At 26.6% G+C, this 26865-nt stretch carries 27 protein-coding genes; 24 read left to right on the top strand and 3 right to left on the bottom strand.

From position 1 onward, the window contains the following. The first annotated feature begins 11 nt into the window (after positions 1 to 11). From K5V21_RS03130 to K5V21_RS03065, 14 genes are all read left to right on the top strand, one after another. Complete coding sequence (locus K5V21_RS03130; RefSeq protein ID WP_221859054.1) at positions 12 to 1328, top strand: PTS sugar transporter subunit IIC; 1317 nt, start codon at positions 12 to 14, stop codon at positions 1326 to 1328. Positions 1329 to 1523: 195 nt separating this feature from the next. Further along, a complete protein-coding gene (locus K5V21_RS03125) occupies positions 1524 to 2228 on the top strand; it encodes a GntR family transcriptional regulator (protein ID WP_221859052.1) in 705 nt (234 codons plus the stop codon). Positions 2229 to 2390: 162 nt separating this feature from the next. Beyond that, a complete protein-coding gene (locus K5V21_RS03120; protein ID WP_221859050.1) occupies positions 2391 to 2954 on the top strand; it encodes a sugar O-acetyltransferase in 564 nt (187 codons plus the stop codon). Between the two features lie 171 nt (positions 2955 to 3125). Further along, a complete protein-coding gene (locus K5V21_RS03115) occupies positions 3126 to 4169 on the top strand; it encodes an ArsR/SmtB family transcription factor (protein WP_221859048.1) in 1044 nt (347 codons plus the stop codon). 21 nt (positions 4170 to 4190) lie between these two features. After that, positions 4191 to 5873: an ABC transporter ATP-binding protein gene (locus K5V21_RS03110; RefSeq protein ID WP_221859047.1), complete on the top strand. Its 1683-nt coding sequence runs from the start codon at positions 4191 to 4193 to the stop codon at positions 5871 to 5873. 143 nt (positions 5874 to 6016) lie between these two features. Then, entirely contained in the window at positions 6017 to 6520 is a 504-nt protein-coding gene (locus K5V21_RS03105; RefSeq protein WP_221859044.1) for a hypothetical protein, read from the top strand. 12 nt (positions 6521 to 6532) lie between these two features. Continuing rightward, the gene (locus K5V21_RS03100; protein ID WP_221859042.1) at positions 6533 to 7207 is read left to right on the top strand and encodes a cytochrome c biogenesis CcdA family protein; all 675 of its coding nucleotides are present in this window, start codon (positions 6533 to 6535) and stop codon (positions 7205 to 7207) included. Positions 7208 to 7222: 15 nt separating this feature from the next. Beyond that, positions 7223 to 7822 carry a TlpA family protein disulfide reductase gene (locus tag K5V21_RS03095; protein ID WP_221859040.1) on the top strand — a complete coding sequence of 200 codons (600 nt, stop codon included), beginning with the start codon at positions 7223 to 7225 and terminating at the stop codon, positions 7820 to 7822. 87 nt (positions 7823 to 7909) lie between these two features. Further along, positions 7910 to 8593, top strand: a complete 684-nt coding sequence (locus tag K5V21_RS03090; RefSeq protein WP_221859038.1) for a response regulator transcription factor — start codon at positions 7910 to 7912, stop codon at positions 8591 to 8593. A gap of 5 nt (positions 8594 to 8598) precedes the next feature. Continuing rightward, positions 8599 to 9984: a sensor histidine kinase gene (locus K5V21_RS03085; RefSeq protein WP_245000621.1), complete on the top strand. Its 1386-nt coding sequence runs from the start codon at positions 8599 to 8601 to the stop codon at positions 9982 to 9984. A 272-nt stretch (positions 9985 to 10256) separates the two neighbouring features. Further along, a complete protein-coding gene (locus K5V21_RS03080; RefSeq protein WP_245000620.1) occupies positions 10257 to 12053 on the top strand; it encodes an ABC transporter ATP-binding protein in 1797 nt (598 codons plus the stop codon). Continuing rightward, on the top strand, positions 12050 to 13870 hold the full coding sequence (locus K5V21_RS03075) for an ABC transporter ATP-binding protein (RefSeq protein WP_221859036.1): 1821 nt from the start codon (positions 12050 to 12052) through the stop codon (positions 13868 to 13870). The genes K5V21_RS03080 and K5V21_RS03075 overlap by 4 nt, the downstream gene beginning before the upstream one ends. An 849-nt stretch (positions 13871 to 14719) precedes the next feature. Continuing rightward, entirely contained in the window at positions 14720 to 15499 is a 780-nt protein-coding gene (locus K5V21_RS03070) for a histidinol-phosphatase (RefSeq protein ID WP_221859034.1), read from the top strand. Between the two features lie 301 nt (positions 15500 to 15800). Next, the gene (locus tag K5V21_RS03065) at positions 15801 to 17420 is read left to right on the top strand and encodes a Mur ligase family protein (RefSeq protein ID WP_221859032.1); all 1620 of its coding nucleotides are present in this window, start codon (positions 15801 to 15803) and stop codon (positions 17418 to 17420) included. A gap of 59 nt (positions 17421 to 17479) precedes the next feature. On the opposite strand, the gene K5V21_RS03060 is transcribed toward K5V21_RS03065, so the two are convergent. Then, complete coding sequence (locus tag K5V21_RS03060) at positions 17480 to 18370, bottom strand: SDR family oxidoreductase (protein ID WP_221859030.1); 891 nt, start codon at positions 18368 to 18370, stop codon at positions 17480 to 17482. Between the two features lie 126 nt (positions 18371 to 18496). On the opposite strand from K5V21_RS03060, the gene K5V21_RS03055 reads away from it, so the two are divergent. The 6 genes from K5V21_RS03055 (at position 18497) to K5V21_RS03030 (ending at position 23858) form a co-directional block, all read left to right on the top strand. Then, entirely contained in the window at positions 18497 to 19936 is a 1440-nt protein-coding gene (locus K5V21_RS03055) for an FAD-dependent oxidoreductase (protein WP_221859028.1), read from the top strand. Beyond that, complete coding sequence (locus tag K5V21_RS03050) at positions 19929 to 20816, top strand: tocopherol cyclase family protein (RefSeq protein ID WP_221859026.1); 888 nt, start codon at positions 19929 to 19931, stop codon at positions 20814 to 20816. Before K5V21_RS03055 ends, K5V21_RS03050 begins: the two co-directional genes overlap by 8 nt. Positions 20817 to 21018: 202 nt before the next feature. Beyond that, positions 21019 to 21708: a DUF975 family protein gene (locus K5V21_RS03045; RefSeq protein WP_221859024.1), complete on the top strand. Its 690-nt coding sequence runs from the start codon at positions 21019 to 21021 to the stop codon at positions 21706 to 21708. 46 nt (positions 21709 to 21754) lie between these two features. Then, complete coding sequence (locus K5V21_RS03040; RefSeq protein ID WP_221859022.1) at positions 21755 to 22264, top strand: hypothetical protein; 510 nt, start codon at positions 21755 to 21757, stop codon at positions 22262 to 22264. A 137-nt stretch (positions 22265 to 22401) separates the two neighbouring features. Beyond that, positions 22402 to 22788, top strand: a complete 387-nt coding sequence (locus K5V21_RS03035) for a hypothetical protein (RefSeq protein WP_204594546.1) — start codon at positions 22402 to 22404, stop codon at positions 22786 to 22788. 194 nt (positions 22789 to 22982) lie between these two features. Then, positions 22983 to 23858 (top strand): radical SAM/SPASM domain-containing protein, encoded by an 876-nt coding sequence (locus K5V21_RS03030; RefSeq protein ID WP_221859020.1) that lies wholly within the window; start codon positions 22983 to 22985, stop codon positions 23856 to 23858. Positions 23859 to 23940: 82 nt separating this feature from the next. Here the strand turns inward: K5V21_RS03030 and K5V21_RS03025 are convergent, their stop codons facing one another. Further along, positions 23941 to 24150 (bottom strand): hypothetical protein, encoded by a 210-nt coding sequence (locus tag K5V21_RS03025; RefSeq protein WP_204594548.1) that lies wholly within the window; start codon positions 24148 to 24150, stop codon positions 23941 to 23943. 387 nt (positions 24151 to 24537) lie between these two features. Here K5V21_RS03025 and K5V21_RS03020 point away from each other — a divergent pair, with 387 nt between their 5' ends. Continuing rightward, entirely contained in the window at positions 24538 to 25014 is a 477-nt protein-coding gene (locus K5V21_RS03020) for a GNAT family N-acetyltransferase (protein WP_221859018.1), read from the top strand. Between the two features lie 59 nt (positions 25015 to 25073). Here the strand turns inward: K5V21_RS03020 and K5V21_RS03015 are convergent, their stop codons facing one another. Then, positions 25074 to 25229 carry a hypothetical protein gene (locus K5V21_RS03015; RefSeq protein ID WP_204594550.1) on the bottom strand — a complete coding sequence of 52 codons (156 nt, stop codon included), beginning with the start codon at positions 25227 to 25229 and terminating at the stop codon, positions 25074 to 25076. A 184-nt stretch (positions 25230 to 25413) separates the two neighbouring features. On the opposite strand from K5V21_RS03015, the gene K5V21_RS03010 reads away from it, so the two are divergent. The 3 genes from K5V21_RS03010 to K5V21_RS03000 all read left to right on the top strand — a co-directional run bounded on the left by K5V21_RS03010 (position 25414) and on the right by K5V21_RS03000 (position 26729). Then, positions 25414 to 26208 (top strand): GNAT family N-acetyltransferase, encoded by a 795-nt coding sequence (locus K5V21_RS03010; RefSeq protein ID WP_221859016.1) that lies wholly within the window; start codon positions 25414 to 25416, stop codon positions 26206 to 26208. Between the two features lie 105 nt (positions 26209 to 26313). Continuing rightward, positions 26314 to 26472 carry a hypothetical protein gene (locus tag K5V21_RS03005; RefSeq protein ID WP_221859013.1) on the top strand — a complete coding sequence of 53 codons (159 nt, stop codon included), beginning with the start codon at positions 26314 to 26316 and terminating at the stop codon, positions 26470 to 26472. 86 nt (positions 26473 to 26558) lie between these two features. Further along, on the top strand, positions 26559 to 26729 hold the full coding sequence (locus tag K5V21_RS03000) for a hypothetical protein (protein WP_221859011.1): 171 nt from the start codon (positions 26559 to 26561) through the stop codon (positions 26727 to 26729). The last annotated feature ends 136 nt before the right edge of the window (positions 26730 to 26865 follow it).

Below are 26865 nucleotides of genomic sequence, written 5' to 3'. Positions count from 1 at the left end.
AGAGGTATATTATGGGGCATGTAGAGAAGGTTTTTAATAAAATGATGCCAGCATTTATGAAATTTGCAAATTCAAAAGTAGTAAGTGCACTTAAAGATGGATTTGTACTAACAATGCCATTAACACTTATAGGATCAGTATTTATGCTAATTGGAAACTTCCCAATTTCAAATTGGAATGGAATTATGGAAAGTATATTTGGTGCAGGTTGGGCTGCACCACTTAACCAAGTTACAGGCGCAACTTTTGATATTATAGCTTTAGTTGGTGTATTTGGTATAGCATATTCTTATGCAAAATCTTATGATATAGATGCAGTTCCATCAGGTATTTTAGGAATTATATCATTCTTAATAGTAAGTAATTCCTTTGTTGTAAGTGAATCAGGGGAAGTCATAAATGGAGTTATCCCTAAAGCTTGGACTGCTGGACAAGGTATGATAACTGCTATATTAGTTGGTCTTGCAGTTGGTGCAATATATTCTTTATGTATAAGAAAAAATTTAAGAATTAAAATGCCAGAGAGTGTTCCACCAGGTGTATCAAATGCATTCTCAGCACTTATACCAGGTTTTATAATAGCAACACTATCAATGATAGTTTATATAGTATGTGATAAGCTAAAAGGTATCTCAATGACTGAGATTATATATGAGATTTTACAAATTCCAATGCAAAATCTTTCGGATTCATTAGTTGGTATAGTAGTTATTATGGCTTTAATATCTATATTCTGGTGGTTTGGATTACATGGACCTAACATAGTAATGGGGATTATGGCTCCAATTCTTACAGCTAATTCATTAGGTAATCAAGCTGTTGTAGATGCTGGACAATCTTTAGTAGTAGGTGAAAATGCAAAGGTAGTTACAGTTCAAATGGTAGATATTTATGCTAAATTTGGAGGGGCAGGTATAACCTTAGGATTAATAATAGCAGCATTAATAGTTGCAAAATCAAGACAAGTTAAAGAATTATCTAAAATGGCTCTTGTACCAGGTATATTTAATATAAATGAGCCAGTAATATTTGGTTTACCAATCGTATTTAATCCACTTATGATTATACCATTTATTTTAGTTCCAATATTCGCTGTATTAATGACTTACTTCTCAATAACTTTAGGATTCATAGAACCATTCCTTGCAGTACAAGTACCTTGGACAACACCATCTATAATATCAGGTTTCTTATTGTCAGGATGGCAAGGGGCTGTACTTCAAATAGCAATACTTGCTATGTCAGTATTTATGTACCTTCCATTTGTTAAGCTACAAGATAAGGTATCTTATAATGAAGAGAATAAAGTAAATGGAGCTACTAATTAATAATTGTATACTAGCTTAATTAAATAACTTAAATAGGCTTCTTTACACTAAGTGTTATATAAAATATACTTATGTAAAGAGGCTTTTAATATTATATAAAAAGTTATATTAAGAGATTAAAATATTTGATAAAATACATAGTTTGTAGAATTATCTATATGAGATTAAATATTAAAAGAAAGATGGAGTAGAGATATGGCGGTTAAATATAAACTAGTTTGTGATGAATTAGAAAAAGAGATATTAGAGGGAAAATATCCTTATAGTAGTAAATTACCAACAGAAGAAGAACTTATGAGAAAGTTTGATGTAAGCAGAAATACAATAAGAAAAGCGATAGAGATATTAGTTGATAGAGGATATATCTATCAGGTTCAAGGAAGTGGAATATTTTTAAGGGAGTTTTCTAAGCCTGGATGTATACCTTTAAATGGAATGAGGGGCTTAACTAAAGAATTTTCTAAGGATATTTTAACTAGTGAATTATTGGAGCTTAGTGTTATAAAAGCTGATTTAGAATTATCAGAGAAGATGAAATGTAAAAATGGCACAGAAGTGTATCATATAAAGCGTACAAGATATTTAAACTCTGAGCCATATGCTTATGAGGAATCTTATTATAATAAAGATATAATTCCGTATTTAAATAAGGAAATTTGTGATGATTCAATATATGAGTATATTGAAACAGCATTAAAGTTAAATATTGGATTCGCAGATAAAATAGTATATTGTGAAAAATTAAATGAAGATGAAGCAAACCTTCTAGGATTAAATGAAGGTGATCCAACATTAGTTGTTGAAAATACAGCTTTTTTAAATACTGGATTAGTATTTAATGTATCAAGAGAAAAGTATAATTATACTAAGACGAAGCTGTTAAGCTTAGGTAAAAATTAAAATTTGAGATATATAATTATAAATTAAGTCAATATTGTGTTATTAATAATCAAATTAGTGTAAGTATATGTATAAGATGTTAAGTATAATATAACTATAGATGTATTATGTATAGAAAAGTACAATCTTAGAATACAAATGTTATAAGGGTAGGGAGTTAAAATGACAGAAAAAGAAAAAATGTTAAATGGAGAATTATATTTGTCTTTTGGAGAGGAATTATTTAATGAAAGGCAACATGCAAAAGATGTTATTTTTGAATATAATTCATTGCCACCAAGAGAAGTGGAGAGAAGAAATGAATTACTAAAAGGTTTATTAGGAAAGACAGGAGAAAAGTTTTTTATTGAACCACCATTTAGATGTGATTATGGATATAATATAGAACTTGGTGAAAACTGTTATATGAATTATAATTGTACAATATTAGATTGTGCTAAAGTTACAATTGGAAGGGATGTACTAATAGGACCTAATGTAAATATATTTGCAGCAGGACATCCAATATCACCAAAGGAAAGACTTGCAGAACTTGAGTATGCATATCCAATAGAAATTGGAGATTGTGTTTGGATAGGTGGAGGAACAACTATAAATGCTGGAGTTAAAATTGGAAAGAATTCAGTAATTGGATCAGGTAGTATTGTAACTAAAGATATTCCAGACAATGTTGTAGCAGTCGGAAATCCATGTAGAGTTATAAAGTACATTAATGAGATAGATTAATTATAAAATTTTATAAATTGTATGAATAAGGATATTTATTAAATAGATATCCTTATTTTTATTTTATTGGGATATAATTGAATTTATAGGATTTTATGATATACTAATATTAGATGAACATCTAATATATATCTAACATATATATGATATAGAAGTGGAGGTAATTATATTATGAATTTCAAATTCAAGTATAAGCCAGTTATAAACTATGAGACATTTATTATTAATTATGTATGGAGAGAGGAAATTAATAAAACCTTAGGAATAGTAGACATTAAATGTGGTCTAGATGAATATTTAGATTTATTTGATTCAAAACTTAGCAGTTTTATTAAAAAAGAAATAGAATTTTTTAAACCGCTTGAAGGAATAACAGCTGCAACTTCAGGTTTTATAGAAGATTTTGAAGAATTATATTCAGTACAGGATTACTTAGATCAATTTAATAAATCTACAGAGAAAGAATTGTTCAATTATTTAGGTGAAGCTTTTATTGGGGAGTTTTCTAAGGATGATAATGAAGGATTGGGAAAAGTTAAGCATAGTATGGCACTTATGAAAAATTATATATCTAATTTAGAAGGAATAGATGAAAATCAGAAAAAAAATATTTTAGATTTATATGATTCACCTAATGAAACAAGGATGAGATTAAAATATATAATTGAAAAATTTATAGATGTATATAGTGAGTTTGAATATGAATTAGAAGAGAAATCAAATAAAGAAAAAATTAGATATGAAAAGCTTCTGAATAATAATTTAGAAAAATTTATGAAAGTAAATCATTTAGACAAGATTAAATCTATTATTGGAGAAGATAATGATATAGATATTTATGTTTCATATTGTAATAAAGTTGGAGTTAGATTCAATAAGGTAGAAAATAAATTAAAAGCAATCATTGGGTATAAGAATATTGAATTTGATGAACTTAAGAGTTTGGAGAAAAATCTAGAAAAATTCTTAAAGCTTATAAGTGATAAGACTAGGCAAAAGATTATATCATTAATAGCAGATAAGCCTTGGTATAATCAGGCTATGGCAAAAGAGCTAGATATAACTCCAGCTACCGTTAATTATCATATTCAAAGCTTTTTAGTTATAGATTTAGTTAGCGTGGATGAAAAAGATAATAAGGTATATTATTCTCTAAACAAAGATATGGCAAATAAATATATAGACATTTTAAAAGGAAAACTTAAACTTATATAAGAAAATAAAGGGGAATTTATTATGAGAGAGTATATGTTTAAACACAAGTTTTATCTTTTTACAACTGTTGGGGTAAGGGTCACTGGAGCAGTTATGCAAGTTTTTATAGCAATTATAATACAGCAGATAGTTGATAGTGCTACAGGTGGAGATTTAAATAGATTTACTAAAGTTGCTATATTTTCAGTAGTATATTTTTTATTAATGGGAATTGTTGAGTACTTTACTGGAGCGACCCAAGCTATGTATCTAAAGAAAACTATAAATACATTAAGGGAAGATATATTTAGAGGAATATTAAAAAAGGATTATAAAGATTTTAACTCTAATAATACTGCTGAATATATTTCTAATCTGACTAATGATATAAATTTAGTAGAAAATGAGTATATAGTACCATTTTTAATGATGATAGGAGATATAATTATTTTTATTGGTACTGTAATACTACTATTATATATTAATGTATGGGTAACTATAACTTTATTTTTAACAGGTGCTTTAATGCTTATAGTACCATCAACATTAAGTAAACCTATGGAGAAAAGACAAAATAGTGTATCAAATAGTTTATCAAGCTTTACTAAAAGTATTAAGGATATCTTTTCAGGATATGAGGTAATTAAATCCTATAATATAGAAAAAGATATTATTAATGAATTTAGTGATAAAAATGTAGATATATCAACAAAGAAGTTTAAAAGTGCTTATATAAGAGCTGTAGCAGATGCATTATCACATGTATTAGCTATAGGATGTCAATTATCCGGAATTGTATTAAGTGGATACTTTGTTATAAAGGGAAATTTAACAGTAGGAAGCTTAGTTGCAATTATGCAGCTTGGAAATGGAATAAATGGACCAATAATGTGGATTGTGCAAAAGGTAACACAAATAAAGGGAATGAAGGGTGTAAATGAAAAGTTAGGAAAGATTATAAAAAGTGGAAAAAAAGAATCCAAAGGGGATACTATAAAAAGCTTTAATGACTCTATAAGGTTAAAAGATGTTAAGTTCTCTTATAATGAAAGAGATATCATATTAAATGGAGTAAATTATAAATTTGAGAAAAATAAAAAATATGCAATAATTGGAGAAAGTGGCTGTGGAAAAAGTACACTAATTAAATTGCTACTTGGATATTATAATGATTACGAAGGTGAGATAGTTTTAGATGATAAAGACGTAAAGGATGTTAGTAGTGAATCCCTAGGTAATTTAATATCTATGATACATCAAAATGTATATATGTTTCATAGAAGTATAAAAGATAATATAGTATTATGGAAAAGCTTTAGTGGAGAAAAGATAGAAGAAGCTTTAAAAGTAAGTGGAGTATACAAGTTTATTGCTGATATGAGCGATGGATTAGAATCATCTGTTGGAGAAAATGGTTCAAATATATCAGGTGGACAAAAGCAAAGAGTAGCAATTGCAAGGGCAATAATTCAAGATACCCCTATTCTTATATTAGATGAAGGAACTTCAGCTTTAGATATTAAAACAGCTTATGATATAGAAAGCACGTTATTGGATATTAAAAATTTAACTATAATAACTGTTACTCATAAGCTAAATGAGGAGATTTTGAGCAAATATGATGAAATAATAGTAATGGATTCAGGTATAATTATTGAATCAGGAAATTATAAAAATTTAGTCAGTAAAAAAGGTAAGTTTTATGATATTTTAAATGCTGTATAAAAGTAATGTTTCATATTATGAGATAATTAAAAACAAGCGGTAAAAACAAGTGTAGATTTTTTCTATACTTGTTTTGTTTTAATCTTCATAAAATCTACAAAAATTTAATTTAGTATTATATCTATAATAAACTGGAGAGAGGGATGATTTTTCTGAAGAAACATAAAAAGATAATAGGAGGAATCCTAGTAGTAGCAGTGCTTATAGGTTCTATAACATTTATTAAAGTTTTAAACAAGAGTAATGAGGAAGAGAATAAGAGTAAGAGAGTAGAAGATGATATAAATGATGAATATAGACATGTTAAAGCAAAAGGAAACCTAATTAAGAAAAGTTTTGATGGTAGTTTTCTAAATCCAATAGTAACATTAGCTGAAGAAAGTCCAAGCTTTAAGATTGAAATAGATGGATTAAAAAAAGATGATAAACCAATGATTATAAATACATTTACAGGTGATACTGTAGAAATGAAAAATGAAGGAGGGGGTAAATTTTCTTTAGATATGAGCATGGAAGTATCTAAAGATTATGCAGTTCTTTTAAATAACAGGTTAATTGGAGCTACTAGAGTAGTTCCAGGTTATGATAAAATAAATGTAGAAGAAGTATATAATGACGCTATAAAAAGATTAACTTGCGCATTTTAATTGGAGGGGTATATGAATTATATAATACTATTTTTAGAAGGTATAATAACCTTTATTTCACCATGTATATTACCAATGGTTCCTATATACATTTCTTATTTTATGGGAAGTGATGAGGAGAAGAATAAAAATATTGCACTTAGAAATTCTATTGCATTTGTTCTAGGATTTTCTATATTATTTACTATATTTGGAGCACTAGCTGGAACTTTTGGAAGTGTTATTAATGAATATATGAAGTTATTTAATGTTATTTCAGGTGTTCTATTAATCATATTTGGACTTAATTATATAGGGATATTAAAAATTCAATTATTACAAAGAACTTTTAAATTAAAAAGTAATGTAGGAAAGAAAAATGGATTAGTTTCATCTATATTATTTGGAATGATATTTGCAGTAGGATGGACACCTTGTGTAGGACCTTTCTTAGGTTCAGCACTTATGATAGCAGCAAACTCACAATATCATATGGAAGGAATATTCATGCTTTTAACATATAGTTTAGGACTTGGACTTCCATTTATACTATCAGCATTATTAATAGATTCTTTAAAGAATACATTTAGTTTTATAAAGAGAAATTATAAGATAATAAATATAATATCAGGAATTTTATTAATTATTATAGGAATAATGATGATGACAGGATATCTTAATTTACTATTATCACTACTAACATTTTAGGGGGAGATTTTAAAAATGAATGAAAAAAAGAGGTTAATATATATAATTATAGTTTTCGTTGCATTAATAGCTATCGGAGGAGTTTCTTATAAATATTTATCTAATAAATATTCTAAAAGCCAAATAGAAAATCAGATGCCAAAGCAAGGTTCTATAGGTAACGAAGCAAATAATAATATTAATAATGTTACTAAGGCTCCTGATTTTACTGTTTATAATGAAGAAGGAAAGGCTGTTAAATTATCTGATTATAAAGGTAAAAAAGCAGTAGTTGTAAACTTCTGGGCAAGTTGGTGTCCACCATGCAAGTATGAAATGCCATATTTTCAAAAAGCAAAAGATAAGTATGAGGGTAAAGAGGTTGAAATACTTATGGTAAATCTTACTGATGGAAGTAGAGAAACAAAAAAGACTGCGCTTGAGTTTATGAAAGAAAGTAAATATAATATGAATGTGTTATTTGATACAGAGTTAAATGCAGCAAAAATATATGGAATACAAGCATTACCAAGAACTTTATTTATAGATAAAGACGGTAATTTAGTAAATGATCATACAGGACTTATTACTCAAGATATGCTTGATGATAATATAGATGATCTTATAAGAAAATAAAAGATTTATATAATAAAAAATCAGTTATATATTAGACTGATTTTTTGTTATATAATTAGATAATTTAAGGCGCTGGAGGATAATTAAATGAGAGAAAACATACTCATAGTTGATGATGAATTTAAGATATTAGAGGTTGTTAAAATTTATTTAGAAAAAGAAGGATATATAGTATATACAGCAGGTAATGGTATAGATGCTCTTAAAATATTTGAAAAAAATAATATAGATTTACTGGTTTTAGATCTTATGTTGCCGGATATATCAGGGGAAGAGGTATGCGAAAAGATAAGAGAGTTGTCAGATGTTCCAATTATTATGTTAACTGCAAAATGTGATGAGGATAATATATTAAATGGATTTAATATAGGTACGGATGATTATATAACTAAACCATTTAGTCCAAAACAGTTAGTTGCAAGAGTTAATGCTGTATTAAAGAGATGTGGTAATTTAAATGAAAATAAATTAGTGTTTAGAAATGGTGACCTTATTATAGATGTAGATAAATTTGAGGTTACTAAAGATAATAAAATAGTTAATCTTACTGCCTCAGAATTTAAAATTTTATTAGAACTTTCAAGAAACCCTAAAAAAGTTTTTACAAGATCAGAACTTATAGATAAGGTTATAGGGGAAGAGAATTATGTGTATGATAGAATAATTGATTCTCATATAAAAAATATAAGAGCGAAAATAGAAGACGGAAGTAAAGGAAATAAATATATAATAACAGTGCATGGTATAGGATATAAGTTTGGTGGTGAATAAATATTTTGAATAAGTTAAAGCATAGACTTACTTTAATTTTTATATTATTTTCTTTAGTAATAATATTTTTAATTGGAATACTAGCAAATATATCAATAAAATCTAATTTTAATAAGTACATAGAAGATAGTATAGATAAAAGAAAAGATGAAATAGTTAAATCTATAGAAAATAATTATAAATCAGAAGAATGGAATAAAGATAATATAAACACCATAGGTTTAGATTCAATTGAAAATGGATTAATTATTAAAATTAAAGATAATAATGGCAATGTTATTTGGAATGCTAGAGAAATTAATAATTTATTATGTGAGTCAGTATTAAAAAAGATTAGAAGTAATACAAATAAGATTAATCCAAGACTAAAAGAAGGAAATACAATAGACAATATAAATCTTACAAAAGATAATAGAGATATAGGAACTTTAAGTATAGAATATATAGGACCATTTTATTACAATGAATCAGATTTAATTTTCTTTGAAACACTAAATAGAGTATTAATTATTGTTGGAGGATTAGCGATAATTATTTCAGTAATAATTGGATTTAGTATATCTCACAATATAAGCAAGCCGGTATTAAAAGTAATAAAGGCAACAAATCTTATAGCAGAAGGAAATTACTCTCATAAAATTAATGTTAAAAATAATATAAGAGAGATGAATCAAATGATTAACTCTGTGAATAAGCTAGCAGATAATCTAGAGGAACAAGATAAATTAAGAAAAATTTTAACTAGGGATATATCTCATGAATTAAGAACACCTCTTACTACAATACAAATACAGGTGGAAGCTTTAATTGATGGGGTGCTTGAGCCATCGGAGGAAAGATTGAAGAGTATATTTGATGAGATTCAAAGGCTTAATAGGTTAGTTGAATCTTTAGAAAAGTTAGCTAGATATGAGAGTGATTCATTAGTATTAAATAAAGAAAAAACTAATATTAAAGACTTAATAGAGACTCTTCTAGTTAATTTTGAGAAACAGTTCTTAGATAAAAATATAAAGATAGAATTAAATTTAGAAGATATTATATGTGATATTGATAAAGATAAAATAAGTCAAGCTATAATAAATATAATATCTAATAGTATTAAGTATACAGTAGAACAAGGATATATAGAAATATCAGATTATAGAGATAGAAGTAAAACCTATATATCTATAAAAGATAATGGTATAGGTATTGATGAAAAAAATATAAAGTATATTTTTGAAAGGTTCTATAGAGCAGATGAATCTAGAACTAGATCATCAGGTGGAGTTGGAGTTGGACTTACAATATCAAAAGCGATAGTTGAAGCTCATGGTGGAGATATAAAAGTAAAGAGTAAAATTAATAAAGGAAGTGAATTTGTAATAGAGATACCAAATTCCATATAAAATGATAAGCGCAATGTTATGTATTATTTGCATAATATTACGCTTATTTATTTTACTAGTATTTTTTATCAAGATTAGAGCTAATAAATTAATTATAAATAGATATTTAAATAAGTCATTAACTTAGAAATAAAATTTGAAAAAATTATAGAAAAGCTGAAAAAATTATAGAATAAGTCTTTAAAAAGATAAAATGTTATAGAAAAATATGTAAAAAGAAATATTGTATAGTAAAATTAATTTGTAATCAGAAAAAGAGAGGGGAATATTTTATGGGGGATATAAAAATAAGTGGAAAAATAATTGAAATGATAACGATACCATTTAAAGTTGTACCAATATATTCTATTATAATTGCTTTACAAAAAATATTGCAGGGATTAATTCCTACATTTCAATTAGTAGCTATAGCAAAGTTTTTAGATACAGCTATAGGTGTAGTTAATGGAACTTATAATAAAAACGAAATTATAATACCACTTATAACAATTGTAATGCTGATTGCTTTTGATTGGATTTCACAGCAGTTAGTAGGCTTTGTTGAAGTGAGGCTTGAATTAAGACTTAGAGAAAAGCTTAGGGGATTAATAACAGAAAAAAAAGCTAAGCTTAAGTATAAATATATAGAAGATAAGGAAACTTGGAATTTAATATCAAGGATATCTGAAGATCCTGAATTAAAATGTAAGAGCACTTATATAGATTTATTAGACTCAATATCATTAATAGTAAGAGTAACAGGTTTAATTTTTATACTTATTACAAAAGTGTGGTGGGCAGCCTTATTAATCTTGGCAATATCTATTCCATTATTTTATTTATCTATAAAATCAGGGAAAGCAAACTATGATGCTTTTAGAGAGATGGCTGAATATAGAAGAGAATCAGATTATATAGGTGATGTTATTACAGGAAGAGAAACAGCAGATGAAAGAGCTTTATTTAGATATACAAGTGAGCTTAATAAAAAATGGCTTAAACTATATGAGAAAGTAAGAAAACATCAGTTAAAAATAGAACTTAAATGGTTTGCTAAGATGAAACTTGGAGGTATAATAACTGCTTTAATTTCAATAATCATAGTGGTTATACTTTTAGTGCCAGTAAAAAATGGATTATTAACAGTTGGTATGTTTATATCTATAAGTAGCTCAGTCTTTGATATTATTCAAATAATGTCATGGCAATTAACAGCCTATACCGAAAATCTTGTAAAGAACAGAGAGCACTTAAAAGATTTAGCTAAGTTTATGAGTTTAGAAGAAAGTATAGGTGCAATAGATAAACCAACTATAGGTAGTGTTAAATTAGAAAGATTAGAATTTAAGAATGTATCATTTAAATATCCAGGTACAGAAAAGTATATACTTAAAGATTTATCATTTGTAATAGAAGAAGGAAAACATTATTCCTTTGTAGGAATAAATGGAGCAGGAAAAACTACTATAACTAAAATAATAACAGGATTATATGATGAATTTGAAGGTGAAATTTTAATAAATGGAAGAGATATAAAAGAGTATAGTCAGTGTGAGCTTAAAGAATTAACATCTGTAGTTTATCAAGATTTTGCAAAGTATTCTATTTCGATTAAAGATAATATAGCTTTGGGGAATTTAGAGTGTATGCATGATAAGTTAAAAGAAAAGGAGCTTAAAGAGGCAATAAATATTGTAGAGTTAGATGATGTAGTAGATAAATTAGATAAAGGATTAGAAACAAATCTTGGGAAGATAAAAAGTGATGGACTTGATATATCAGGTGGTCAATGGCAACGTATAGCAATGGCAAGAGCTATTGTAAGTAATGCTTCATTAAGAATACTAGATGAACCAACAGCTGCCCTAGATCCTATAAGTGAAAGTAATGTTTATGAAAAGTTTGAGAAAATAAGTAAAGGACAAACTACTATCTTTATAAGTCATAGATTAGGTTCAACTAAATTAGCAGATGAGATATTTGTTATAGAAAATGGTTCGATAATAGAGACGGGAAATCATGAGGATTTAATAAGTATGGATGGAAAGTATGCTAATATGTATGAAAGTCAAAGGAGTTGGTATTTATGATAAATAATAAAAAAGATAGAAGTATATCTATTTTTAAAATCCTAAAGAAGATAACACCTATGGTATTAAAAGCAGCTCCGATATATTTTATATTTATAATATTAGTAAATATTATTCATGCAGCTTTCTGGGTTTTAAACACAGTAGCAAGTCAAAATTTCTTTGATTCTGTAGCAGCTTTAACAGTTGGTGAAAATACGATGGCAAAAACTATATTAATGGCATTAATGTTAGGTGGGGTCTTAATAGGAGCTCAAATGCTAAATGGGATATCCAATTTTATGGGGAGTAGCTGGTGGAGTAAAGTAGCTGGATATATAACTAGTATAGTAAATAATAAAGTTGGAAATACGGATTCAATTTCTTTTGAAGATACTAATGTTTTAGATGATATAAATAAAGTACATGAAGGTGTTAGAAATAGTATAGGACTCATAGGAGTAATTACGATGATTGCTTGCATGTACATTCCATACTTTTTATTTATGGGAATATATTTATATAATTTAAAACCAATACTTGCATTAGCGCTAATTTTTATATTTATTCCAGTTGCATTAACTCAGTTTATAAGAATTAAAGTGTTTAGCAAATTAGAGGACGAAGTAGCTCCTATTAGAAGAGAATATAAGTACTACGAGGAATGCATAGGTAGTAGAGAATATTTTAAAGAAACACGTATTTTAGGGGCATTTAGATACTTTAAAAATTTATATTTAGATTCTTTAAAGTTATTAAATAAAAAAGTATGGTGTGCAGAAAAGAAAATAAGATCTATGGAACTTGGCATGAAAGTTCTTACGCTACTTGGATATATTGGAGTACTATATTTATTATTTATTTGTTTAATTAATGGAGATATATCCGTTGGAGCATTTGGAGCTGTATTTTCATCAATAGGAATGTTGTTCTCAATAATGGAAGAAGTAATATGTAGACATATAGGAGAAGTAACTCAAAATTTAGGAACAGTAAGGAACTTTATAAGATTTTTAGAACTGCCAGAGCGAAAAGGAAAAGAGGTTGAAATAAAAGATGTACCAGATATAAAGCTTGATAATGTATCATTTGCATATCCATCTTCAAATAAATTATCTATAGAAAATATAAATTTACACATAAAATCAGGAGAGACAATTGCTATTGTTGGAGAAAATGGGGCAGGAAAAACCACATTAGTTAAGCTTATTATAGGGTTATATCTTCCAACTAATGGGGATATATTAGTAGATGGGTTTAACACTAAGGAAGTTTCACAAAGATCTTTATATAAAGAAGTGTCAGCAGTATTTCAAAGGTATCAAAGATACAAAATGACTTTTGGAGAAAACATATCAATAAGTAATATTGAGTATGTTGATACTTATAATGTAGATAAAGATATTGCACTTAAAAAGGCAGATTTAACTATGAACAAAGAAATATTTAAAGATGGCTATGATACAATGCTATCAAGAGAATTTAATGGTGTTGATTTATCAGGAGGACAGTGGCAGAGGGTAGCAATTGCAAGAGGATTCTATTCAAATCATAATATGATAGTTTTAGATGAACCAACAGCTGCAATTGATCCAGTTGAAGAAAGTAAGATATATAATAAATTTAAAGAAATGTCATATGGAAATACATCTATAATAGTTACTCATAGGTTAGGATCAGCTAAGATAGCAGATAGAATTATTGTCATGGATAATGGCAACATTATTGAGTGCGGAACTCATGAGGAACTTATAAGTAATGATGGTAAATACAAAGAAATGTATAATGCTCAGAGTAAGTGGTATGTAAAATCAGAAGGTGAAGAAATTATGGCATGATAGTAGAAAAAGGTAAATTTAATAATAAAGAATAATTTAAGATGAATAATTTCTTATGAAGAGTAAAATTATAAAAAGTTTTTAAAATACTACTTTTACCATGATATATATAGTATGTTATATTAAAAAGTCCAGCAAGTTTATTTGCTGGACTTTAGTTTGTAATAGTTTAAGATGATTCGTCTAATAATTAACTTAACTGGTAATATTACTTTTCTTTATACTTTTTATAGCTTGATATAAATTAAATAGAACTAATACGATTAAGCAAAATAATATTATATAAATATAAGGCAATGAATTCATATAATAATCTGTATTTATATTTTGTGGCAATCTAGAATCATTATCAACTTTTATAGTCATCAAAAAGCTTATAAGCGTAATTGTTGACATAATAATATTAAATAAATAAGCTTTACTGATTTTTTTAATATTACACACCTCCTTTTAAAAAGTTATTGTTGTAAGATATAATTAAAAGTAATATATGCTCTTTGCATCGTTATATAATACAATTGTCACATAATTTATACATTTAATTATATTGTAATTTCCATAAAGTGATAGTAATTTGTAAATATATTTATAATTAACTCTAAGTTTTTTGTTTTCTTCTTTAAGTCTTTTAAATTTTCTTTTCAAACTTGCTATAACAGTGTCTTTATTGTTGTCTTATATTAACTATCCTATATCTAAATTACTCCATTTAAAATTTCAATCCTCTTTTAAATATATATTTAATAATTTATATTATAAAGATGTATATTTATAAGTATGAATTTGATAGAAATATAAAAAAGTATGTATAATAGAGAGATAAAGACACTTTACTTAGGAGGAAATAAAATGAAAAGTAACTATCATACACATAATTATAGGTGTAAGCATGCTAAGGGAACTGTAGAAGAATACATAAAAGAAGCTATTGCTGAAGGATTTGATGAAGTTGGTATTTCAGATCATCTGCCTCATCCAGGAAAGAATATTGATAATAAAAGCAGAATGAAGTATGAAGAGTTAGAAGAATATTTTAATGAAATAAATGAAGCAATTAAAAAATATTCTGATAAAATATCTATTAAAAAAGCTCTTGAGTGCGAATACTTCGAAGATTTCGGATGGCTTTATGAAGAACTTATGGAGAAGTATAAAGTTGATTATCTTTTGCTTGGAGTACATTTTTTCCCATATAAAGGAGAATGGTTTTATGTAGGTAGTATAGAATTAACTCCAGAGATATTAGAATGTTATGTAGACTATGTAGTAAAATCTATGGAAAGTGGATTGTTTAAATGTGTTGCACATCCAGATCTTTTTGGACTTAGTTATAGGGAGTGGGATGAGAATACAATTAAGCAATCAAGAAGGATTTTACAAGCTGCTGAGGATTTAAATATACCTCTTGAAATAAATGTTAATGGATTTAGAAAGCCTATGGTTAGATATAATAATGGTGAACGATATAGTTATCCTATAAAAGAATTTTGGATGTTATCAAAGGAATACAATATAAAGAGAATAATAGGAATTGATGCTCATGATCCTTGTCATATGAGAGATTTAGATAAAGGATTAAATTTTGCGAAAGAACTTGGATTAGATATTATAGATAGATTAGAACTATAATGATTTAAAATAGTAAAAGTGAAAATTATATATAATTAATAACATAAAGTAAAAAATAAGTACTTAGTAAAATTATAAAAGCTAAAGATAGTATAGAAATATCTATTATCTTTAGCTTTTTATAATATACGTTAAAGTTAGGGGTATGGTATTACTCGGTCTCATTAAATATATTTATAAGGTAAGTTATTTAATCATTATGATAAACTATAAAATTATTTTGAATAACTTTAATATAAATTGAAAACTATAAGGTTAGCAAGGTAGAGACTTTAGGTAAATAGGAAGGAGTGTGATGCATATGACAGTAGAGAAAGTTAGATTTCTAGCTGAAAAAAATATAAAAGGTATACCAAAGATTATCTATATAAAGGGAGGTAATATAGAAGGTATAATAAAAAAATATGTAGATAGATGCTCTTTACTAAATATTGAAGGAAAGATATTAGAATTTAAAGATAATGAAGCTTATTTAAGCTATGATAGAGAAGAGGTTAGTTCCTTAATTATTTATGGAATAATAGATGATGAAGAAGATATTTATGAAAGAGCTAAAAGGTTATTAGAAGATGATTGGAGTTATGAAATAATAAAAGAATTAGATAGTAATAGTATTCCATCAATAAATATTGATAGTAATAATCTTAAAATTGGATATGGTAAAAATTCAATTATTTTATCAAAATCAGAAACTTCTAGTTTAGAAATATCAGAGATTATTTCTAATTTAAAGGACAATGGTATGATTCCTATAATTGCAGTAACAGGAACAAATGGAAAGACAACAACAACAAGGCTTATACATAACACTTTATTATCATTAGGATATAAGAGTGGAGCATCTACTACTGGAGGAATATATATAGGAGATAAAGTAGTTAAGACAGGAGATACAACGGGATACTATAGTGCTTTAGAAGTTCTTAAAAATAAGAATATAGATATTGCCGTACTTGAAACTGCAAGAGGAGGAATAATTAAAAAAGGGTTAGGCTTTAAAAATGCTAAAGTTGGAATAATCACATCTTTATCAGAAGATCATATGGGGATGGAAGGAATTAATACAATAGGGGATTTAGGAAAAATAAAATCATTAATTAAAGAAGGTCTAGATGACGATGGTATTATGCTAGTTAGAGCAACTAAAGATATAGTAAGACTTTTTAGTAAGAAAGATAGATTAATATTATTTGATAATGATTTAAATGAATTAATAAAGGAACATATAGAAAGTGGCGGAGAGGCATTTTATACAAGGGGGGGATTTATAGTACATAATAAATTTGGTAAAGAAATTGAATTAGTAAATTTAAAAGAACTAGAGTTTACATATAACGGATTATCTAAAAGTAACACAAGAAATGTAATAACAGCGATAGCTGCAATAAATAAAATTCATAATAATATTTATGAAGTAATTGATGCTATAAAAGGATTAAAATGTGATTTAAATACTAATAGAGGCAGACAAAATATTATTAATATAAAAGATTTTAAATTAATAATAGATTATGGACATAATAGCGAATCTTTTCATGAAGTATTCAATATGGCAAAATCTTTAAATCCAAACTTAATAACTGGAATTATAACAGCTGCTGGAGATAGGAGCGATGAACATATAGTTGAACTTGGAGAAATAACTGCATCTTATTGCCATAAGGTAATAATTAAAGAACAGGAAGACAGACGGGGAAGAGAAGAGAAAGAAACTGCAAATTTATTATATAAGGGGCTTAAAAATAAAGGATTTAATGATGATAAAATAACTATATTACTTAAAGAAGAAGAAGCTATATTAAAAGCTTTAAATGAAGCAAAATCAGGAGAAATAATAGTATCATTTAGTCAATTTTTAAACGTAACAATTCCAGCTGTAAATAAATATTTAAGAGATAACGGATTAGAGGTTATTAATTAATAAAAATGTGTGTTTATAAAGTTAAACACACATTTTTATTTTTAATTATTTAAGGTATGTTAGCTTTCAACCATTGCGCCACCATTTACATGGATAACTTGTCCTGTTACATAGGATGAATCATCAGATGCTAAGTATACATAAGCAGGAGCAAGTTCAAAGGGCTGTCCAGCACGTTTCATAGGTACATCAGATCCAAAGTTAGTAACTTCTTCAGCAGAAAAGCTTGAAACTATAAGTGGAGTCCAAATCGGACCAGGTGCAACGGCATTAACCCTAATTCCATCTTTAATTAGTGATTGAGAAAGAGATCTAGTAAATGTTACAATTGCTCCTTTAGTTGATGAGTAATCTATAAGATTCTTTTTACCTTGATAGGCTGTAATAGATGCAGTATTTACTATTGTGCTTCCTCTTTTCATATGTTTTATGGCTTCTTGTGTAAGATAGAACATGGGATATATATTCACTTTAAATGTTAATTCAAGTTGAGATTCTGAAATACATTCTATACTTTTTTGTGGAAACTGAACACCTGCATTATTTATTAATATATCTATGCCTCCAAGAGTATCAACTGTAAATTGAATTAATTCTTTGCAAAACTTTTTATGCATTATATCACCAGATATTAGATAACACTTACCACCATATTTTTCAACATACCTTTTAGTAGTCTCTGCATCCTCATCTTCATAAAGATAAGAAATTACAATATCGGCACCTTCCTTTGCAAAAGCAATTGAGACTGCTCTACCAATTCCACTATCTCCACCTGTAATTAAAACACGTTTATTTTTTAACTTGCCACTACCTTTATACTTAGGGTTATCAAATATAGGGTTAGGTTTCATTATTGATTCAATTCCAGGTTGAAGCATCTGATGTTGAGGAGGAAAGTTTTTGGGTAAATTTTCTATATTTATATTATTGTCATAATATGAATTCATTTAAGCCTCCTAAAGAATTTATACCGTTAGTTATTTTATGAAAGACTAGATATATTTGTGAAAAGGTGCAATATATGTCCTGTGTATATCATTAAAAAAATGGAATAATAAAAATGAGGTGATTTTATGGAATCTGTATGGAGTGAAAGTTGTAAGTTCAGGGAAAGGGAAGTTTTAAATAAAGATATAAAAACTGATATTTTAATTATTGGAGCTGGAATAGCAGGAATATTAACGGCATATATGCTAAAGCAAAATGGTAGAGAGGTAGTTTTAATTGATGGAGCTGAAACAGCAAGTGGAAATACGAAAAATACTACTGCAAAGATAACATCTCAGCATGATTTAATTTATAATAAATTAATATCAGAATTTGGAGAAGAAAAAGCTAGGCAATATGCAAAAGCAAATGAACTTGCTATAAAAAAATACAAAGAAATTATTGAAGAAAGACAAATAGACTGCGACTTTGAAGAGAAGGCAGCATATGTATATTCACTAGATGAAACAGACAGTCTTAAGGAAGAGGTAGAAGCGGCTAATAGAGCTGGCATTAATGCTGAATTTGTTGAAGAGACTAATCTTCCTTTTAAAGTTAATGGAGCTGTTAAGTTTAATAATCAGGCACAGTTTAATCCACTTAAGTTTTTAGAAAATATTTCAAAGGATTTAACTATCTATGAAAACACAAGGGCAGTAGAAATTAGAGAAAACTCAGTATTTACTGATAGGGGAGAGATAACTGCAAATAATATAATTATAGCAACACATTACCCAATAATGAATGAACCAGGATATTACTTTTTGAAAATGCATCAAGAAAGGTCCTATGTTATAGCTTTAGAAAATGTAAAAGATATTGAGGGGATGTATATAGATGTTGCCGAGAGCGGATACTCCTTTAGAATGTATAAAGATTTACTATTGTTAGGCGGTATAAAGCAAAGAACAGGAGATAATGAAACTGGAGGAAGCTATTATGAGTTAAGAAGAGTTTCAAAAGAATTATTTCCAAAGTCAAAAGAAAAGTATCATTGGTCAGCTCAAGATTGTATGACCATAGATGGAATACCTTATATAGGTAGATATTCTGATGATACACCTAATATATATGTTGCTACAGGATTTAATAAATGGGGAATGACAAGTTCCATGGTATCAGCCATGATAATATCAGATATGATTTTAGAAAAAGAAAATGATTTTTCTGAAATATTTTCTCCAAAAAGATTTGATTTGTCAGCATCAATAAATAATGTTGCTAAAGATATAAGTGAAACAGCTAAGAACTTTATTGCACAAAAAATATATATTCCAAGTAGTCAAATAGAACATATTCAAAATGGTCATGCTGGAATTGTTGAATATAATGGAGATAAGGTTGGTGTTTACAAAAATAAAGAGGGAAAAGAATTTATTGTATCAACAAAATGTTCTCACTTAGGATGCCAACTTCATTGGAATGCGGATGAATTAACATGGGATTGTCCATGTCATGGATCAAGATTTGATTATGAAGGACGATTAATAGGAGGTCCTGCAATTAAAGGACTTGTAGATGATTAATTTCCATGGTGAAAATAAGACAAAGAACTTTTTTGAAGGATGGTATTTTAAGCATCAAAAAAATGAGAACACTATAGCCTTTATACCTGGAATAAATATTGATAAAGATGGAAAAAAATCAGCATTTATTCAAGTGATAACAAATACAAATTCTTATAATATTAAATACTCATTTTTAGATTTTAAATGTAGTAAAGATGAGCTGGAAATACAAATTGGTAAAAACATTTTTTCAAAAGAAGGTATTGATATAAATATAGAGGATAGAGACGTATCTATTAGAGGGAAAATTAATTATAAGGAACTTACCCCTATAGAATATGACATTATGGGACCATTTCGTGAAATCCCATTTATGGAGTGTAATCATGGAGTTATAAGTCTATATCATAAGTTAACTGGTAGTATAAAGCTAAATAATAAGGAAATAGATTTTAAAGATGGAGTAGGGTATATAGAGAAGGATTGGGGAAGTTCATTTCCTAAAGAATATTTATGGATACAATGTAATTGCTTTGAAAATCATAAATGTTCAATAATGGTATCTATTGCGGATATTCCATTTATGGGAATAAATTTTAGAGGTTGCATATGTAGTGTTTATTATGAAGGCGAGGAATATAGATTAGCTACATATAATGGAGTGAAAATAGTTAATTGTAGTGATAAATTTGTTTTATTAAAAAGAGGAAAGTATAAATTGAAAGTTTACTTCACAAACAATAGTGCACAAAATTTATTGGCTCCAGAGAATGGTGATATGTCAAGAATAATACAGGAGAATTTAGCATGTAGAGGAAGATTTGAATTTTATATTGAGGATGAATTAATATTTAATTTATATAGCAATAATTGTAGTTTTGAATATTTAGAGAAATAGATAGACTATCTATTTCTCTAAATATAGTATAAATAAATTAAAAAGCAATATATAAACCTATTTTAGCCATCTCACTTTAAGGTGTAGCTTTTGTTATATATAGTGAATAAATATTTTCATTATGGAATAATTTGCTTATTTTTATAGAAAAATGTATAATGTAAAAGGATTTTTTAAGAAATATAAAATAGGGGGATAACTAATGATAAGTAAAGAAATAAGAGAGCAATCTAGATTAGATTTAAGGGGGAAGTGGCTTAAGCTAGCATTAATTACTTTAGTAATTTTTATAATAGTATTTGTTGTTAAGCATTTTACTAATGAAGTTTATTTAGGATCTTTAATTAGTTTAGCAATAAGTTCAATTCTAGGAACTTTTAGTAAAGCATTTTATATAAATTTTTATAAGACTAAGGAAATTAATGTAGAAAAAGGGTTTCCTAATATAAAAGTCTTTTTAAGATATTTTGGAATGGAATTTATGCTATTTGCAATTATTTTCATAATTTATTTACTAATGTTTTGTTTATTAATTATAGGAACTTTAGGGTTTATAGCACTTGATTTTAATAAGTTATTTAGTATACAAGCTATTATACCTTACTTAGTAATTATATTTATAGTAAGCATGATTGTAATCACAATTATAGTATTATTTTATTTTGCTGTACCATTTTTAATTGTTGAAGGTAATAGTATATTTAAGAGTTTAGGAGACTCAATAGTACTGATGAGAGGTAAAAAGTGGAGATTATTTAAGCTACAACTTTCATTTATAGGATGGGCCATTCTATCGATTTTATCATTCGGAATAGGTTTTTTATGGCTAACACCATATTATTGTGAGAGTATAACCATGTTTTATTTTAAGGTAATACTGGAAGAAGAATAGTATAAATGTAGTTAAATAAGATAAATTCACATAATAGGGAGAAATAATGGAAGAAAAAATAATAGAAAATAATAATAAAAGAAAACTTACAAAGAATAAAAAGTTAATTTTAATAGCAATAATTATATTAATAATAGGTACGTTATTGAGTATATTAGGATATAAAATGTATGATAGATACATCAATAGACCTAAATATGTAACTTTAATGGCACAGACTGAAGCGCAGTTAAGTCTTCAGTTCAGTAATATAAGTAGTGAATTAGCGTATTCGATGGATCAAAGTGATGAAAAATTAGCGGCTAGAACAAAGTGTAAAAATGCTATAGTTTCATTATGTGATGAAATGAAAGCTAATACACCAGAAGATTTGCAAGATTATCTTAGTAAAGTTAAAGAAGATGGAAGTAAAGAAGGGTTAGAAAATGTACAGGCAGTTGCAACTTCATTACAAACATTTATAGAAAAGTCATCAGATAGGTTTAAAAAGTATGATATAGAACAGGATGAACTTAAGGGAAAAGTAAAAGATATTCTTTTAAAAAAAGGTTTTTAAGTTATTAAATATATAATATATGGTACTTAATCAATATAAATGAATATACTTATTATTAGGGAGGGCATCTTAAAAGGTCATATTTCTTTTAAGGTTTCCTCCTTTAAGCATATGAGGAAGAAGGTGTATTCATAAATATGGAGAGATTAGAAAGAATTTTTAAAGAAGCATCCCTTAGAGCAGTAATTTTTTCAAAAGATAACTTAGGCGTAAAACTTGACTTTTCAGAAGATAGCTTAGTATGGCTAGATGATATATTAGAAGTATTTCATAAAGCAAATGAAAATACTCAATTTGATAACGATAGAATATTAGATTTATCTATGACATTTGGTGGATATCTTGGAGAAGTTATTAGTAAAAATATTGGTGGCGTATGGGAAGAAAATGATGGGAAGACAATATTCTTGGAAGTAAATGATAACAAGGTATTACCTTTAAATATAGTTTATAAAAGAATAAATATTGGAGAAAGGGCATCGGTAAAACGGTGGTATAGTAAGTTTAAAGAAAAATTATGTTAGAAGAAGAAGAGCGGAAGATTTAAAAGCAATCTAGAATAAAATATCTAGATTGCTTTTAATTTATTATGAATTATAATATTTTTTATAAGAATTTAAATGATTTTATTATATAAAAATTTTAATCTGTTAAATAACCTTAAAATAAAATATAATGGTTAATAGAAGTTTAAATTATTAAAACTAGGAGAATACGTATGAAAAGATTTAAAAAAGTATACATAGAGATAACTAATATATGTAATTTGAACTGTAATTTTTGTCCAAAGACAAGTAGAAAATTGCAGTTTATGGATGAAGAGGCCTTTGTTAAAGTGATAAAGCAGGTAAAGCCATACACTGATTATATATATTTTCATTTAATGGGTGAACCATTCTTAAATCCTAATTTAAAAAGATTTTTAGAAATAAGTTATGAAAATGGATTAAAAGTAAATATAACTACAAATGGGACATTAATAAATAATGTTAAAGATATATTACTAGAATCAAAGGCGCTTAGACAGGTTAATATATCTCTTCATAGCTTCGAAGCAAATGATAATAAGATATCTTTAGAAGAATATATAGATAATGTAATGAGTTTTATATTAGAGGCAAGGGAAAAGAGTAAGGTTATTACATCAACAAGGCTTTGGAATATGGATAGTGATGAGCTAAGAGGAAGTAATAAGTACAATAAAGATATAATAAATATGATAGAATCAAAATTAGGACTTGAAATAGATTTAAAGGAATCCCTTAAGAATACTAGAGGAATAAAACTTTGGGATAGAGTTTATTTAAATATGGCTGAAAAGTTTGAATGGCCGGATATAGATAAACTTAGTACGGATTGTGAAATGTTTTGCTATGGGTTAAGAGATCAAATGGGAGTTTTAGTAGATGGAACAGTAGTTCCCTGCTGTTTAGATAGTGAAGGAAATATAGAACTTGGAAATATATTTAAAGAAGATCTAGAAAATATATTAAATGGCGATAGAGCGATAAATCTATATGATGGTTTTTCAAGAAGGTGTGCAGTAGAAGATTTATGTAAAAGATGTGGATATGCAAAAAGATATAAAAAATAATTAGTAAGTATAAAGAGATAGTTGAAAGTTCAACTATCTCTTTATAAATATGCTACTAGTTTTTATGGTAGATTTAATTTTTTTAATTAGTATGTTTTTTACGAGCTTCGATTAATGATAAAACTCCTTTTAAAGATAAGAATAGTACAAATAAAATAGATGTATAAAATATAATTGGACCATCCATTAATGAGTTATTAAAACCTTTTAAACGATATAAAGTAGGAACTAAAAATAAAGCTATAGTAAATAAAATTAATATTACAAAAATATTATTAAGAAGTTTTTTCATAGCAAATCACTCCTTTTATTCCATTATATACTATATATTGTATATATTATAGTGTTATAATATATGGAATAGTATGGTATAATTATAATGTTAGTGTAAAATAACAACAATTTTAAAGAAATAAATAAAAAAATGTTGCAAAAATAGTATATTAATGTTATATTAAATGAGCAGTTGGTACGTATAGTGCTAATTACGGAGCCTAGTGTGACTTTCGCCGGTCGCTAGGCTCCATTTATTTTATATAAATTAATATTGGTATTTACTTTAGATTTATATTTCTAAAGTTTTTAGTTTATATAAAAATATTTTCTACAAACTTATTTATATTTTCTATTATTAAAACATAGTATTTATAGACTCAATTCTATGGGAGGAATAGATTATATGATAAAGATTAGAAAAGCTAAGGAAGAAGATTTTGAAGAGATTAAGGGTCTTGTAGTAGAAATAAATGATATACATGCTAAAGCAAGACCAGATTTATATAATTTTACAGAAGATCCGATCACAATAAATGAATTTTACGAATTATTAAGGTGTAGAACTACTGATATATTTATAGCAATAAATTTATGTAACAATGAGATAGTCGCATATAGCATTTTAAATATTATAAATAATAAATGTTTGTTATTAACAAAAAATAAATATTATGGATACATTGAAGAATTTTGTGTGAAATCAAATTATAAAAGAAGAGGAATAGGAAAAACTTTATTTAGTTATATAAAAGCATATGCTAAGAAATTAGGTTTATCTTCATTACAGTTAACTGTATGGGAATTTAATGAAGATGCAAGATATTTCTATGAATCGTTAGGTATGATTACAAGAAATAGAAGAATGGAAATGGAAATTTAATATATATAGTTTAAAATAATAAAACACCACTATTTTAAATAGTGGTGTTTTATTATTTTTTAAAAACCTCGGTTTTTAGCGTCAATTCCACTTTCATTTATTCCTGGTTGCTTCGTAGTTGTTGTGAATGTATTCTTTGACCAATGTTGTGGATGTTTTGATCCATTAGAATTATAATTTGTTTTTGAGTAGATTCTTTCATTCTGATACTTCATAAAATCATCTCCTTAAAATTCATTACAGTAGTAGTATTCTACCTATGGACAAATTTTATATTATAATAATGCTTCATTTTTTAATAAAAAAAGGGAGATAGTACATGGAAAATTGTGTTAATTAGTAAATGGTAATGATAAAATAAAAATAATAAGAAAATTAAATATATTAGGAGGTATAGATATGATAAGAAAATTGAATGAGGATGATAGAAATATCACTTTAAAGTTTTTATATAGAGAAGCTTCTATAAATTTATTTATTATAGGAGATATTGAAAATCATGGATTTGAAAAAAATTTTATGACCGTATGGGGAAGTTTTAATGAAGAAAATAAATTAAAGGGAGTTTTCTTAAAGTACTATGAAAATTATATTGCATATTATGACAAGTTTGATAGTGATGTTGAATGCTTTAAAAATATCATAAGGTGTAATGATTGTAGAAATAAGGTTATATCAGGTAAATCTAGTATTATAGACGATTTCAAAAACGTTTTTAAAGAATTTGAAATTAAAGAAACAAATTTTTGTGAACTTAAGGATGAAAGTGGATTAAAAGGATATGATGACAGTATAAAGGTAGCAACAGACAATGATTCAAAAAGAATATGTGATTTTATCAATGGAATAAAAGAGTTTAGCGATATATCAGGAATTTCAGAAGAACAATTTTTAGAGAATATGAGAAGCAAATCAGGTAGGACATATTATATTGAGAATGAACAAAAGACTATTATTGCAAATGTTCAAACTACTGCAGAAAATTCAAAGTCTGGAATGATTGTAGCTGTTGCAACAAAAGAAGAATATAGAAATAGAGGGTTAGTGACTAAATGTTTAAGTAAACTGTGTAAAGATATGCTAAAAGAAGGAAAAACTCTATGTCTATTTTATGATAACCCTATAGCAGGAAAGCTTTATAAAAAACTAGGTTTTAAGGACATAGACAAATGGACTATGATAATAGAAAAATAAAATTAATTATGGATTATTTTAACAACGTATATTATAATATTCATAGCACTTATGGGAAAAGTTTGTAAATATAGTAGCTAATAAATATTTTAGGGTGTTAAATATATGAGAGAAATAAAATTAAGTAATGGATGGAAATTAAGATCATTTTTAGGAAATTTAAAAGAAGAGAATGGGAAAAAAGAAATAGTTATAGTAAATGAAAATGATGATACTATCGTAAATGTTGAGGTATTAGAGGATGGAAATTTAAATATAAATTAAATATTTAATATAGTAGTTTATAAGCACTAATTTTTATAATTAGTGCTTATTTTTATAAATTAATTTTAAAAATATGAATGGAATCCATGATAGTTTATATTTGTTGTGCTGGAGGTGCTACTTCAGGAATGTATAAAAAGGCGGCAGAAGAAGAATTAGAAAAATATAATATTCCATGCAAAGAAATTGATATGAAAATATTTGGAACGATGGATGGAAAAAAGGTATTAGAAAATATAAAGAAATATATTAAATAGGAGTATTTAATATATTTATTAATACAATAAATTAAAATATATGTAAATAATATGTTTTATGTATAATAATGGATAGATTTTATGGTAAGGTAAGTATATAGAATTAATAAATTTATTAAAACCTTATAAGGGGGAA

This window comes from Clostridium sardiniense, from assembly GCF_019753795.1.
In the GTDB taxonomy this organism is placed as follows: Bacteria; Bacillota; Clostridia; order Clostridiales; family Clostridiaceae; genus Clostridium; species Clostridium sardiniense.
The sequence above is the reverse complement of the archived record's forward strand: the minus strand, read 5'-3'. Positions and strand labels throughout refer to the sequence as shown.